The organism is Curtobacterium sp. MCBD17_030, assembly GCF_003224255.1.
Taxonomy (GTDB): domain Bacteria; phylum Actinomycetota; class Actinomycetes; order Actinomycetales; family Microbacteriaceae; genus Curtobacterium.
Map to the genome: position 1 here is coordinate 185,747 of NZ_QKLI01000006.1, position 12,710 is coordinate 198,456.

Here is a 12,710-nt window from a genome sequence, read left to right on the forward strand (position 1 = left end):
GCGTGAGCGCGAGGTCAGTTGCTGGACTCGTCCTCGTCGTACCCGCTGTAGAAGTGGGCACCATCGAATCCGGGGACGGTGTCCTTGAGGGACAGGCCGAGCTCGGTGAGCTTGTCCTTGACCTCGTCCACCGACTTCTGGCCGAAGTTGCGGATGTTCATGAGCTGCGTCTCCGAGAGGGCGACGAGCTCGGACACCGTGTTGATGCCCTCGCGCTTCAGGCAGTTGTAGCTCCGGACCGACAGGTCGAGGTCCTCGATCGGCGTCTGCAGCTCGTTCGAGAGCACGGCGTCGACCGGCGCGGGGCCGATCTCGATGCCTTCAGCCGCCGTGTTGAGCTCGCGGGCGAGCCCGAACAGCTCGACGAGCGTGCGACCGGCCGACGCGATGGCGTCGCGCGGCGTGATCGCGGGCTTCGACTCGACGTCGACGACCAGACGGTCGAAGTCCGTCCGCTCACCGGCACGCGTCGCCTCGACGCGGTAGGTGACCTTGAGCACGGGCGAGTAGATCGAGTCGATCGGGATCTGACCGGCTTCGCTGAACTCCGAACGGTTCTGCGTCGCCGAGACGTAGCCGCGGCCACGCTCGATGGTCAGTTCCAGCTCGAAGCGAGCGGCGTCGTTCAGGGTCGCGATGACGAGGTCCGGGTTGTGGATCTCGACACCGGCCGGCGCGGAGATGTCCGCAGCGGTGACCTGTCCGGCGCCCTGCTTGCGCAGGTAGGCCGTGATCGGCTCGTCGTGCTCACTGGAGACGACCAGGCTCTTGATGTTCAGGATGATCTCGGTGACGTCCTCCTTGACACCGGGAACGGTGCTGAACTCGTGGAGGACACCGTCGATGCGGATGCTCGTGACGGCAGCACCCGGGATGGACGAGAGGAGCGTGCGGCGCAGCGAGTTGCCGAGGGTGTACCCGAAGCCCGGCTCGAGCGGTTCGATGACGAAGCGCGAGCGGAATTCGGAGATGGACTCCTCGTTCAGGGTGGGGCGCTGTGCAATGAGCACTGTGGAATTCCTTTCGGCGAAGTGTCCGCTATATGACACTTGGCGGTACGACGGGGCCGGCCGGGCCCCGACGGGTCTGTTTCAGTTGTGATCACGCGCACAGGAGTGCGCGATCGAACGACCAGGAATGGCCGCCCCCACTCGTCCCGGTCAGGGAACGAGCGGGGAACGGCCGGTTGCTCCTCGCGTCAGACGCGGCGGCGCTTCGGCGGGCGGCACCCGTTGTGCGCCTGCGGCGTCACGTCGTTGATCGAGCCGACCTCGAGGCCAGCGGCCTGGAGCGAACGGATCGCCGTCTCGCGACCCGAACCCGGGCCCTTGACGAAGACGTCGACCTTCTTGACGCCGTGCTCCGCTGCCTGGCGGGCAGCCGACTCGGCGGCGAGCTGCGCCGCGAACGGCGTCGACTTGCGCGAGCCCTTGAAGCCGACGGCCCCGGAGGACGCCCAGCTGAGGACGGCACCCGACGGGTCGGTGATGCTGACGATGGTGTTGTTGAACGTGCTCTTGATGTGGGCCTGGCCCACAGCGACGTTCTTCTTCTCCTTGCGGCGCGGCTTGCGCGCGGCGGTCTTGGGGGTAGCCATCGTGATCTCCTATCGAGCCTTCTTCTTGCCTGCCACGGTGCGCTTCGGGCCCTTGCGGGTACGAGCGTTCGTCTTGGTGCGCTGACCGCGCACCGGGAGACCGCGACGGTGGCGGAGACCCTCGTAGCTACCGATCTCGACCTTGCGGCGGATGTCGGCGGCGACCTCACGGCGGAGGTCACCCTCCACCTTGAAGGTGCCCTCGATGAAGTCACGGAGGGCGACGAGCTGGTCGTCGGTGAGGTCCTTGACGCGGATGTCGCCGGAGATGCCGGTCTCCGCGAGCGTCTGGACGGCGCGGGTACGGCCGACCCCGTAGATGTAGGTGAGTGCGATCTCCACGCGCTTCTCGCGCGGGATGTCGACGCCTGCTAGACGTGCCATTGTGCTGGCTGCTCCTGTTGTCGATGGAGGTGTGGCGCAGTGCCGGTGCCCGGGCCTCCGACCCGAGGTGTCCCCCGACCGCTGGTGCGGATGGGATCTGACACTGCGTTGTCGATGTTCAGTTGTGGGTCGTGCTCGAGCCGCTGGCAGTCTCTCGACTGGCGGCCCCGGTCGTGCAACCGGACCGGAGTCCGTTCCGGAGCAGCTCTCGCTGGTCCGTCAGGGACTAACCCTGGCGCTGCTTGTGACGCGGGTTGCTCTTGCAGATCACCATGACGCGGCCCTTGCGGCGGATGACGCGGCAGTGCTCGCAGATGGGCTTGACGCTGGGGTTGACCTTCATTGTTCGTTCCTCGTGCTCGCTGGCTTCGTGCTCGGCGGGTTCGCCTTGCCGTTCCTTTCCAGCTCGCGGATCACTTGTAGCGGTAGACGATCCGGCCGCGGGTCAGGTCGTACGGGCTCAGCTCCACGATCACGCGGTCCTCGGGGAGGATGCGGATGTAGTGCTGGCGCATCTTCCCGGAGATGTGCGCGAGGACCTTGTGTCCGTTGGTCAGCTCAACGCGGAACATCGCGTTGGGCAGAGCTTCGAGCACCGAGCCTTCGATCTCGATGACGCCGTCTTTCTTGGCCATAGCCTCACTGTCGCTTGGTTGGATTACCGGTGTGATCCCCGAGCCGGTCTGCGGGTTCGGGCGCCACGCCAGAAGGCATGGCACACCAAAGATCGATCTTATGTGGTAGTCGGCGGATTGCCAAGTGCGGGTTCCGTGCTGCGCGCGTCGGGCCCCGGTCCGGCGCGCGGCGAGCACCCCGTGCGGCAGGGGCCGAGCACCCCAGTGCAGGGGGTGGATCGTCCGTCCGGGTCCGCGGATGCGCTGTTCCACAGGGATCTCCTGGCCACACCGTCGTCGCCACCGAGCCCGGAGCCGTACGGTGACGGGAGCAGTGACCGAAGGAGAACCCCGTGCCCGACGCCCCCGGCCGCACGCGCCCTGCCGCGCGACACGGTCGCCTCCCCCGCCGACGCGGGTGGACGACCCTGCTCACCGTCGTCGCCGCCGCCGCCGCGGTGGTGCTGGTCAGCGGCACCAGCGTCGCCACCATCGCCGCAGCGCAGCTCGCCGCCGCACCGCGGACCGTGCAGCTGAGCACCGACGACCAGAGCACCGCGAAGACCGCCGACGTCACCGCGATCAAGGGCGGTGCGAACATCCTGCTCATCGGCAGCGACACCCGCATCGGACAGTTCGACTCCGACGAGGACGTCGAGGGCGCCCGGAACGACGTCACGATGCTCATCCACGTGTCCGAGGACCATCAGCAGCTCACCGCCGTCAGCTTCCCCCGGGACCTCATGGTCCCGATCCCGGCCTGCACCAACCCGGAGACCGGCACCACCTACCCGGCGGCGTCGTCCGCGCAGTTCAACACGGCGCTCGGGAACGGTGGTGTCTCCTGCGTCGTCGACACGGTCGAGAACCTCACCGGTCTGACGGTCCCGTACGCCGGACTCATCACCTTCGACGGCGTGATCGAGATGTCGAACGCCCTCGGCGGGGTCGACGTCTGCGTGGCCTCCCCGATCGACGACACGTACACGGGGCTGCACCTCAGCGCCGGCGCCCACTCGCTGCAGGGCTCGGACGCCCTCGCCTTCCTGCGGTCCCGGCACGGCGTCGGTGACGGCAGCGACCTGGCGCGGATCAGCTCGCAGCAGGTGTTCCTGTCGGCGCTGCTCCGCCAGGTGACGTCGAACGGCACGCTCTCGAACCCGATCACGCTCTACAAGCTCGCCGGTGCGGCGCTGTCGAACATGACGCTCTCGGACGGCCTCGCCCAGACCCGCACCCTGGTCGGGCTCGCCTCCGCACTCCGGGGGATGAGCACGTCGAGCATGTTGTTCGTCCAGTACCCCGTCGTCGACGACCCGGCGGACTCTGCCCGCGTGATCGTCGACGAGGCGAACGCCCACACCCTCAACGTCGCCCTGCAGACGGACGAGCGGACGACGCTCAACGACTCCTCCACGGGTCGAGCCTCGCGGGAGTCGCCCGACACCGCGAGCCCGTCGGCCTCCGCGTCACCGTCGGCCCCCGCGACGACGCCCGGTGCTGCGACGACGGCTCCGGAGACACCCGCTCCGGAGACCACGACGACCAGCAGCCCGTCCTCGACGCCGCTCCCCTCGTCCATCACCGGCCAGAGCGCCGCCGAGCAGACCTGCTCGGTGGGGAACTGACCCCGACGGCCCACGGTCACGACGCGGCGCGACCACGACATGACGGGAGGCCCGTCGCCAGCAGGCGACGGGCCTCCCGTCATGTGGGCCGGTGCGTCGGCACGCCTCGGAGCACGACCCCGACGCGGGCGGAGTCGGGGAACCGTTCCGCAGCCCCGTGGACCGTGTGGCCGTCCGGCTCCCTGGCGCAGTCCGCTAGGGGACCGGGACCGGCGTCACGCCGAGCGGCTCGAGGCCAGCGGCACCACCGTCGGCCGCCGTGAGGACCCAGATCCCACCGGGATGGACCGCGACGCTGTGCTCCCAGTGGGCGGCGTCGGAACCGTCGAGCGTCCGCACGGTCCACTCGTCGGCGTCGGTCGAGCTGTCGATCGTGCCCGCGGTGACCATCGGTTCGATGGCGACGGCCAAGCCCGGCTTGACGGCAGGCCCGGCGCCACGGACCCGGTGGTTGAACACCGGTGGTTCCTCGTGCATCGAACGCCCGATGCCGTGCCCCGTGTAGTCCTCGACGATGCCCCAGTCACCGGTCTCGTCGATGGCGTCCTCGACCGCCGCGCCGACCTCGTGCAGGTGCTTCGCGTGCGCGAGGGCGGCGACCCCGTGCCAGAGCGCGCGTTCGGTGGTGTCGCAGAGCTTCTGACGCGCCGTGGCCGTGGTGGCGTCACCACCGGGCACGACGACGGTGAAGGCGCTGTCGCCGTTCCACCCGTCGACCTCGGCGCCGGCATCGACCGAGACGATGTCACCTGGCTCGAGGGTGCGGTCCCTCGGGATGCCGTGCACGATTTCGTCGTTCACCGAGACGCACAGCGTGTGTCGGTAGCCGGGGACCAGCTGGAAGTTCGGCACACCGCCGCCGTCGCGGATGGTGCGCTCCGCGATCGCGTCGAGCTCACCCGTGGTGACGCCCGGCCGGACAGCGGCGCGGACGGCGTCGAGCGCCTGCGCCGTGAGCAGCCCGGGGCGCACCATGGCGCGGAGCTCCTCGGGCGTCTTGTAGATCGATGGCTTCCGGAGACGCGACACGGAACTCAGACCGAGGCTGCGAGGCCGCGGGCAGAGAGCGCCGCAGCGATCCGGTCGCCGACCTCGTCGACCGCGCCGAGGCCGTCAACGTCCACGACCAGCCCACGCTCCTGGTAGACCGCCACGAGCGGAGCGGTCTGCTCCTGGTACACCTGCTGACGGCGGCGGATGGTCTGCTCGTTGTCGTCGGCGCGGCCCTGGTCGGCCGCACGGTTGAGCAGTCGCCCGACCAGCGCGTCCTGGTCCGCGACCAGCTGCACGACGGCGTCGATCCCGGTGCCCTGCTCAGCGAGCAACCCGTCCAGGTACTCGACCTGGGCCGGCGTCCGCGGGTAACCGTCGAGGAGGAACCCGTCAGCGGCATCCGACTCGGCGAGGCGGTCGCGGACCAGCTCGTTCGTCAGGTCGTCCGGGACGTAGTCGCCCGCGTCCATGATCGCCTTCGCACGCTGACCGAGGGGCGTGCCCTCGGAGACGTTCTTCCGGAAGATGTCCCCGGTCGAGATCGCGGGGATCCCGAAGGACGACGCGATCCGACCGGCCTGCGTGCCCTTCCCGGCTCCGGGAGGTCCGACGATGACGAGACGTGCGCTCAACGGAGAAGCCCTTCGTAGTGACGTTGCTGCAGCTGCGAGTCGATCTGCTTCACCGTCTCGAGGCCGACACCCACGATGATCAGGATGCTGGCACCGCCGAACGGGAAGTTCTGGTTCGCCCCGAACAGCGCCAGTGCTGCGAGCGGGATGAGCGCGATGAGACCGAGGTAGAGCGCACCGGGCAACGTCACCCGGGTCAGGACGTAGTCGAGGTACTCGGCCGTCGGACGTCCGGCACGGATGCCCGGGATGAACCCGCCGTACTTCTTCATGTTGTCGGCGACCTCTTCGGGGTTGAAGGTGATCGCGACGTAGAAGTACGTGAAGCCGACGATGAGCAGGAAGTACAGGACCATGTAGAACCAGTTGTCACCCGAGGTCAGGTTGCTCTGGATCCAGGTCACCCACGGGGCCGGCGCGGAGCCGTCCGAGGGCTGGTTGAACTGCGCGATCAAGGCCGGCAGGTAGAGAAGCGACGACGCGAAGATGACGGGCACGACGCCGGCCATGTTCACCTTGATCGGGATGTACGTGTTGTTGCCGCCGTACGTACGCCGCCCGACCATGCGCTTGGCGTACTGCACCGGGATCCGTCGTTGCGACTGCTCGACGAACACGACGGCCATCATGATCACCAGTCCGACCAGGATCACGAAGAGGAACAGCTCGAAGGACTGCGACTGCTCGATCGCCCACAGGGCCGACGGGAACTGCGCGGCGATCGAGGTGAAGATGAGCAGCGACATGCCGTTGCCGATGCCGCGCTCGGTGACGAGCTCACCCATCCACATGATGAGGCCGGTACCGGCGGTCAGGGTGATGACCATGAGCAGGATCGCGTACCAGCTGTCGTTCGAGATGATCGACGTGCAGGACGCCGAGGCGCTCGTGCCGAACAGCGCGCCCGAGCGGGCGACGGTGATCAGGGTGGTGGACTGCAGCACGCCCAGCGCGATGGTGAGGTAGCGCGTGTACTGCGTCAGCTTGGCCTGACCCGACTGGCCCTCCTTGTAGAGGGAGTCGAAGTGCGGGATGACCACGCGCAGGAGCTGCACGATGATCGACGACGTGATGTACGGCATGATCCCGAGCGCGAACACCGACAGCTTCAGGAGCGCGCCGCCGGAGAACAGGTTGATCAGGTCGTAGAGGCCGCCGGAGGACGACGCGGACGCCAGGCAGGCCTGGACGCTGGCGTAGTCGACGAACGGTGCGGGGATGTACGAGCCCAGGCGGAACAGCGCGATGATCGCCAGGGTGAAGCCGATCTTCTTGCGAAGATCTGGGGTGCGCATGATGCGCGCGACCGCTCTGAACACGAGTTACTCCGAACTTCTGTGACCGGTCGAGCCGGTCGAGCCGGGCGAGGTGCCCGTGGCCGGAAGCGCCGACCCCGTGGCCCGTTGACGCACGTCGAACGACGCAGTCTTGCCGGGCCTGCCATCAAGGAAACCGTAACGGCGGCCCGCGCGCAATGCGCGGGCCGCCGACGGGGACTACTTGGTGACGGTGCCGCCCGCCGCCACGATCTTCTCCTCGGCGGATGCCGAGACCTTGTCGACCGTGACCGTGAGCTTCACGCTGATGTCACCCTGACCGAGAACCTTGACCTTCTCGTTCTTGCGGACGGCGCCCTTGGCGACCAGGTCCGCGACGGTGACGTCGCCACCGTTCGGGTAGAGCTCCGCGATCTTGTCCAGGTTCACGGGCTGGTACTCGACGCGGAACGGGTTCTTGAACCCGCGGAGCTTCGGGGTGCGCATGTGCAGCGGCATCTGCCCACCCTCGAAGCCGACCTTGACCTGGTAACGGGCCTTCTGACCCTTGGTACCACGGCCGGCGGTCTTGCCCTTCGAGCCCTCACCGCGACCCACACGGGTGCGGTCCTTCTTCGAGCCAGCGGCCGGACGAAGGTGGTGCACCTTCAGGATCTGGACGCGCTCGTTCTTCTCGTCGCTCATGCGTCGACCTCCTCGACCTTCACGAGGTGCGCCACCGTGGCGACGTACCCGCGGTTCTGGGCGTTGTCCTCACGCAGGACCGTACGGCCGATGCGCTTGAGACCCAGGCTGCGGAGCGTGTCGCGCTGGTACTGCTTCTCGCTGATGACGGACTTCGTCTGCGTGATCTTCAGCATGGCCATCAGGCACCTGCCTTCTCGTTCGCGGCGGCACGCGCGGCTGCCTCGGCGTGCAGCAGGCGAGCCGGCACGACGTGGTCGACGGGGAGGCCACGACGTGCTGCGACGGCGCGGGGCTCCTCGAGCTGCTTGAGGGCCTCGACCGTGGCGTGCACGATGTTGATGGTGTTCGACGAGCCGAGCGACTTGCTCAGGACGTCGTGGATGCCGGCGCACTCGAGCACGGCGCGGACCGGACCACCGGCGATGACACCGGTACCGGCAGCGGCCGGACGCAGGAGGACGACGCCAGCAGCGGCTTCACCCTGCACCGGGTGCGGGATCGTGTTGCCGACGCGGGGGACGCGGAAGAAGTTCTTCTTGGCCTCTTCGACGCCCTTCGAGATGGCGGTCGGGACCTCGCGGGCCTTGCCGTAGCCGACGCCGACCAGACCGTTGCCGTCACCGACGACGACGAGCGCGGTGAAGCTGAAGCGACGACCACCCTTGACGACCTTGGAGACGCGGTTGATGGTGACGACGCGCTCGAGGAACTGGCTGTCGCCACCCCGCCCGTTGCGGTCGCCGCCACGGCCACCCTGCTGGCGGTCACGGCCGCCACCGCTGCCGCCACCACGGCGACCACGGTTGTCGACGGAGTCGCGGTTGTTCGAAGCCGAACCCGCCGCGGTCTCGACGGGACGCTCGACGACGGGGACCTCGGGCTCCTTGACCGCGGGGGCCTTGGCGTCTGCGTCGGTCGTCTCGGCAGCGTCGGTGCTCTCCGTGGCGGTGTCCGCCTCGGTCGGCGCCGCAGCGGTCGTGTCGACCTCGGCGTCGGTCGTGGCCTCGGCCTTGACCTCGGCGTCGTCGTTGGTGTTCGCGATGTCGCTCACAGGTTCAGCCCTCCTTCACGGGCACCGTCGGCGATCGCGGCGACGCGACCGGCGTACTTGCTACCACCGCGGTCGAAGACCACGGCCTCGACGCCAGCCGACTTCGCGCGCTCGGCGACGAGCTCGCCGACACGACGGGCCTTGGCGGTCTTGTCGCCGTCGAACGAGCGGAGGTCGGCCTCCATCGTCGATGCGCTGGCGAGGGTGTGACCCTTCGCGTCGTCGATGACCTGGACGAACACGTGACGTGACGAACGGGTGACGGCGAGGCGGGGACGGGTCTCGGTCCCGGTGATCTTCTTCCGGAGACGGTTGTGGCGGCGGGCCTTGGCTGCCGCCTTGCTCTTGCCTCGAGTACGAGTTCCGATGGCCATGATCACTTACCTGACTTTCCGGCCTTGCGGCGCACGATCTCGCCGGCGTAGCGGACACCCTTGCCCTTGTAGGGCTCGGGCTTGCGCAGCTTGCGGATGTTGGCCGCGACCTCACCGACGAGCTGCTTGTCGATGCCGTTCACGGTGACCCGGTTGTTGCCCTCGACGGCGAAGCTGATGCCTGCCGGCGGGTTGACCGTGATCGGGTGGGAGTACCCGAGCGCGAACTCGAGGTCGCTGCCCTTGGCGGCCACGCGGTAACCGGTACCGACGACCTCGAGGCCCTTGGAGTAGCCCTGGGTCACGCCGATGATCTGGTTCGCGATGAGCGACCGGGTCAGGCCGTGCAGCGCGCGGGAGGAACGCTCGTCGTCCGGACGGCTGACGAGGACCTGGTTGTCCTCGACAGTGGCCTGGATGGGCTCAGCGATGACGAGCGTGAGCTCGCCCTTCGGGCCCTTGACGGCGACGTTCTGGCCGTCGACCGAGACGGTCGCTCCGGCCGGGATGTCGATGGGGAGACGTCCGATACGAGACATGATCGATCACCAAACGTAGGCGAGGACTTCCCCACCCACGCCCTTCTGCTCGGCTTCGCGGTCGGTCAGGAGCCCCGAGGAGGTCGACAGGATCGCCACGCCGAGGCCACCGAGGACACGGGGCAGCTCGGTCGACTTCGCGTAGACACGGAGGCCCGGCTTCGAGACGCGCTTGATGCCGGCGATCGAGCGCTCGCGATCGGGGCCGTACTTGAGTTCGATGGTCAGGGTCTGCCCGACACGGGCGTCCTCGACCTTCCACTCGCTGATGTAACCCTCGCGCTTGAGGATGTCAGCGATGGTCTGCTTGAGCTTGGAGCTCGGAAGCGAGACGGCGTCGTGGTGCGCCGAGTTCGCGTTCCGCAATCTGGTCAGCATGTCTGCGACCGGATCGGTCATCGTCATGATGCGTATCCGTTCTTCGTCCGGTTTCGATCACCCGTTCCACGAGTGCCGACCTCGACGATCGATGTGATCCCAGGGCGGTTCCCCGGGATCGGTGTGACTTCGTGCGTGCGGGCCGGAGGAGATCAACTCCTCCGGCCCGCACCGCCCGGAGTAGCTTAGACCGTCTGCTCACCCGAACGGAACGGGAAGCCGAGCTGGCGGAGCAGCGCGCGGCCTTCGTCGTCCGTCTTCGCGGTGGTCACGACGGTGATGTCGAAGCCACGCACGCGGTCGATGCGGTCCTGGTCGATCTCGTGGAACACGCTCTGCTCCGAGAGACCGAAGGTGTAGTTGCCGTTGCCGTCGAACTGGCGGTCGCTCAGGCCACGGAAGTCGCGGATGCGCGGGAGCGCCAGCGACAGCAGGCGGTCCAGGAACTCCCACGCACGGTCACCGCGGAGGGTGACGTGTGCGCCGATGGCCTGGCCCTCGCGCAGCTTGAACTGCGCGATCGACTTGCGGGCCAGCGTGACCTGCGGCTTCTGACCGGTGATCGCCGTGAGGTCCTTGATGGCACCCTCGATGATCTTCGAGTCGCGCGCGGCCTCACCGACACCGGTGTTGACAACGACCTTGACCAGGCCGGGGACCTGGTTGACGTTCGCGTAACCGAACTGCTCGGTCAGCGCCGCCTTGATCTCGTCGCGGTACTTCTGCTTGAGGCGCGGCTGAACTTTCTCAGTCGTCGCGGCAGTCGTGTCAGTCATCAGAGCTTCTCACCAGACTTCTTGGCGTAGCGGACGCGGACGGTCTTGGTGACGCCGTCCTTCTCCACCTCTTCGTTGCGGAAACCGACGCGGGTCGGCTTCTTGGTCGTCGGGTCGACGATCGCGACGTTGGACACGTGGATCGGAGCTTCGTGCTGCTCGATGCCACCGGTCTTCGAACCGCGCTGGGTCTGACCGACGCGGACGTGCTTGGTCACGAAGTTGATGCCCTCGACGACCAGACGGTCGCCGCGGACCTCGATGACCTTGCCCTGCTTGCCGCGGTCGCCGCCACGCTCCTGCGTGGCACCGGTGATGACCTGGACCAGGTCACCCTTCTTGATGTTCGCCATGGCTTACAGCACCTCCGGCGCGAGCGAGATGATCTTCATGAACTTCTTGTCACGGAGCTCGCGACCGATCGGCCCGAAGATGCGCGTACCGCGCGGGTCGCCGTCAGCCTTGAGGATCACTGCCGCGTTCTCATCGAACTTGATGTAGGAGCCGTCGGCACGACGGGTCTCCTTCTTGGTGCGAACGATGACCGCCTTGACGACGTCACCCTTCTTCACGTTGCCGCCGGGGATGGCGTCCTTCACCGTGGCGACGATGACGTCACCGAGGCCGGCGTAGCGACGACCCGAGCCGCCGAGAACACGGATGGTGAGGATCTCCTTGGCGCCCGTGTTGTCAGCCACCTTCAGGCGGGATTCCTGCTGAATCACTGCTGTCTCCTATTCCGAAGCGGGCCGAGGCCTACTTGGCCTTCTCGAGGATCTCGACCAGGCGCCAGCGCTTCGTGGCGCTGAGGGGACGGGTCTCGCTGATGACGACCAGGTCGCCGATGCCGGCGGAACCCTGCTCGTCGTGGGCCTTGACCTTCGACGTGCGACGGATGACCTTGCCGTAGAGGGGGTGCTTCACGCGGTCCTCGACCTCGACGACGATCGTCTTGTCCATCTTGTCGCTCGTGACGTAGCCACGACGGGTCTTGCGGTAGCCGCGGGTGACGGCGGCGGAGTCCTTCTCTTCGGTGGCCATCAGTTCTCCTCGGCGGTCGCGGCCTCGGTCGACTCAGCCGGCTTCTCGGCCTTCTTCGACGACTTCTTGGCCTTCGGGGCGGTCTCGACGGGCGCGGGCGTGGCACGGATGCCGAGCTCGCGCTCACGGAGCACGGTGTAGATGCGCGCGATGTCGCGCTTGACGGCACGGAGACGGCCGTGGCTCTCCAGCTGGCCGGTGGCCGACTGGAAGCGGAGGTTGAACAGCTCCTCCTTGGCCTTCTTCAGCTCGTCAGCGAGACGCTCGTTCTCGAACGTGTCGAGCTCCGTCGGACGGAGCTCCTTGGAACCGATCGCCATTATGCGTCGCCCTCCTCGCGCTTGATGATGCGTGCCTTGAGGGGCAGCTTGTGAATTGCACGGGTCAGTGCCTCGCGAGCGACGTCGTCGCTCACACCGGCGAGCTCGAAGAGCACGCGACCCGGCTTGACGTTGGCGACCCACCACTCGGGCGAACCCTTACCGGAACCCATTCGGGTCTCAGCCGGCTTCTTGGTCAGCGGGCGGTCCGGGTAGATGTTGATCCACACCTTGCCGCCACGCTTGATGTGACGCGTCATGGCGATACGAGCGGACTCGATCTGACGGTTGGTCACGTAGGCCGGGGTGAGCGCCTGGATTCCGTACTCACCGAAGGAGACCTTCGTGCCACCGGTCGCCTGACCCGAACGCTTCGGGTGGTGCTGCTTGCGGTGCTTGACTCGACGGGGGATAAGCAT

General features: G+C 67.5%; 21 protein-coding genes. 1 reads left to right on the forward strand and 20 read right to left on the reverse strand.

Annotated features, from left to right (window positions below):
• Positions 1-14 precede the first annotated feature (14 nt).
• The 5 genes from DEI89_RS08190 to infA all read right to left on the reverse strand — a co-directional run bounded on the left by DEI89_RS08190 (position 15) and on the right by infA (position 2,616).
• Positions 15-1,010, reverse strand: coding sequence for a DNA-directed RNA polymerase subunit alpha (locus DEI89_RS08190; protein WP_110903551.1), 996 nt, complete (start codon positions 1,008-1,010; stop codon positions 15-17).
• Positions 1,011-1,198: 188 nt separating this feature from the next.
• On the reverse strand, positions 1,199-1,597 hold the full coding sequence (gene rpsK, locus DEI89_RS08195; RefSeq protein ID WP_110824227.1) for a 30S ribosomal protein S11: 399 nt from the start codon (positions 1,595-1,597) through the stop codon (positions 1,199-1,201).
• A 9-nt stretch (positions 1,598-1,606) separates the two neighbouring features.
• A complete protein-coding gene (gene rpsM, locus DEI89_RS08200) occupies positions 1,607-1,981 on the reverse strand; it encodes a 30S ribosomal protein S13 (RefSeq protein ID WP_110903552.1) in 375 nt (124 codons plus the stop codon).
• 226 nt (positions 1,982-2,207) lie between these two features.
• The gene (gene rpmJ / locus DEI89_RS08205; RefSeq protein ID WP_022903266.1) at positions 2,208-2,324 is read right to left on the reverse strand and encodes a 50S ribosomal protein L36; all 117 of its coding nucleotides are present in this window, start codon (positions 2,322-2,324) and stop codon (positions 2,208-2,210) included.
• A 70-nt stretch (positions 2,325-2,394) separates the two neighbouring features.
• Positions 2,395-2,616, reverse strand: a complete 222-nt coding sequence (gene infA, locus DEI89_RS08210) for a translation initiation factor IF-1 (RefSeq protein WP_017885509.1) — start codon at positions 2,614-2,616, stop codon at positions 2,395-2,397.
• 332 nt (positions 2,617-2,948) lie between these two features.
• On the opposite strand from infA, the gene DEI89_RS08215 reads away from it, so the two are divergent.
• Positions 2,949-4,223 carry an LCP family protein gene (locus tag DEI89_RS08215; RefSeq protein ID WP_110903553.1) on the forward strand — a complete coding sequence of 425 codons (1,275 nt, stop codon included), beginning with the start codon at positions 2,949-2,951 and terminating at the stop codon, positions 4,221-4,223.
• Between the two features lie 195 nt (positions 4,224-4,418).
• Here the strand turns inward: DEI89_RS08215 and map are convergent, their stop codons facing one another.
• The 15 genes from map to rplP all read right to left on the reverse strand — a co-directional run bounded on the left by map (position 4,419) and on the right by rplP (position 12,710).
• Positions 4,419-5,198, reverse strand: coding sequence for a type I methionyl aminopeptidase (map, locus tag DEI89_RS08220; RefSeq protein ID WP_375537770.1), 780 nt, complete (start codon positions 5,196-5,198; stop codon positions 4,419-4,421).
• Between the two features lie 59 nt (positions 5,199-5,257).
• The gene (locus DEI89_RS08225; RefSeq protein WP_110903555.1) at positions 5,258-5,848 is read right to left on the reverse strand and encodes an adenylate kinase; all 591 of its coding nucleotides are present in this window, start codon (positions 5,846-5,848) and stop codon (positions 5,258-5,260) included.
• Positions 5,845-7,167, reverse strand: a complete 1,323-nt coding sequence (secY, locus tag DEI89_RS08230) for a preprotein translocase subunit SecY (RefSeq protein WP_110824231.1) — start codon at positions 7,165-7,167, stop codon at positions 5,845-5,847. The genes DEI89_RS08225 and secY overlap by 4 nt, the downstream gene beginning before the upstream one ends.
• 177 nt (positions 7,168-7,344) lie before the next feature.
• Positions 7,345-7,809, reverse strand: a complete 465-nt coding sequence (gene rplO / locus DEI89_RS08235) for a 50S ribosomal protein L15 (RefSeq protein ID WP_110903556.1) — start codon at positions 7,807-7,809, stop codon at positions 7,345-7,347.
• On the reverse strand, positions 7,806-7,991 hold the full coding sequence (gene rpmD / locus DEI89_RS08240; RefSeq protein WP_022906355.1) for a 50S ribosomal protein L30: 186 nt from the start codon (positions 7,989-7,991) through the stop codon (positions 7,806-7,808). The genes rplO and rpmD overlap by 4 nt, the downstream gene beginning before the upstream one ends.
• Positions 7,991-8,863, reverse strand: a complete 873-nt coding sequence (gene rpsE, locus DEI89_RS08245) for a 30S ribosomal protein S5 (protein ID WP_110903557.1) — start codon at positions 8,861-8,863, stop codon at positions 7,991-7,993. The genes rpmD and rpsE overlap by 1 nt, the downstream gene beginning before the upstream one ends.
• On the reverse strand, positions 8,860-9,237 hold the full coding sequence (rplR, locus tag DEI89_RS08250) for a 50S ribosomal protein L18 (RefSeq protein WP_110824233.1): 378 nt from the start codon (positions 9,235-9,237) through the stop codon (positions 8,860-8,862). Before rplR ends, rpsE begins: the two co-directional genes overlap by 4 nt.
• Positions 9,238-9,239: 2 nt before the next feature.
• On the reverse strand, positions 9,240-9,776 hold the full coding sequence (gene rplF, locus DEI89_RS08255; RefSeq protein ID WP_110903558.1) for a 50S ribosomal protein L6: 537 nt from the start codon (positions 9,774-9,776) through the stop codon (positions 9,240-9,242).
• Between the two features lie 6 nt (positions 9,777-9,782).
• The gene (gene rpsH, locus DEI89_RS08260; protein WP_110903559.1) at positions 9,783-10,181 is read right to left on the reverse strand and encodes a 30S ribosomal protein S8; all 399 of its coding nucleotides are present in this window, start codon (positions 10,179-10,181) and stop codon (positions 9,783-9,785) included.
• Between the two features lie 158 nt (positions 10,182-10,339).
• Positions 10,340-10,930, reverse strand: coding sequence for a 50S ribosomal protein L5 (gene rplE / locus DEI89_RS08265; protein ID WP_110903560.1), 591 nt, complete (start codon positions 10,928-10,930; stop codon positions 10,340-10,342).
• Positions 10,930-11,283 (reverse strand): 50S ribosomal protein L24, encoded by a 354-nt coding sequence (gene rplX / locus DEI89_RS08270; RefSeq protein WP_110903561.1) that lies wholly within the window; start codon positions 11,281-11,283, stop codon positions 10,930-10,932. The genes rplE and rplX overlap by 1 nt, the downstream gene beginning before the upstream one ends.
• A gap of 3 nt (positions 11,284-11,286) precedes the next feature.
• Positions 11,287-11,655, reverse strand: coding sequence for a 50S ribosomal protein L14 (rplN, locus tag DEI89_RS08275; RefSeq protein WP_110903562.1), 369 nt, complete (start codon positions 11,653-11,655; stop codon positions 11,287-11,289).
• 31 nt (positions 11,656-11,686) lie between these two features.
• Positions 11,687-11,971 (reverse strand): 30S ribosomal protein S17, encoded by a 285-nt coding sequence (gene rpsQ, locus DEI89_RS08280; RefSeq protein ID WP_110903563.1) that lies wholly within the window; start codon positions 11,969-11,971, stop codon positions 11,687-11,689.
• The gene (gene rpmC / locus DEI89_RS08285) at positions 11,971-12,291 is read right to left on the reverse strand and encodes a 50S ribosomal protein L29 (RefSeq protein ID WP_110903564.1); all 321 of its coding nucleotides are present in this window, start codon (positions 12,289-12,291) and stop codon (positions 11,971-11,973) included. The genes rpsQ and rpmC overlap by 1 nt, the downstream gene beginning before the upstream one ends.
• Positions 12,291-12,710: a 50S ribosomal protein L16 gene (rplP, locus tag DEI89_RS08290; protein ID WP_110903565.1), complete on the reverse strand. Its 420-nt coding sequence runs from the start codon at positions 12,708-12,710 to the stop codon at positions 12,291-12,293. Before rplP ends, rpmC begins: the two co-directional genes overlap by 1 nt.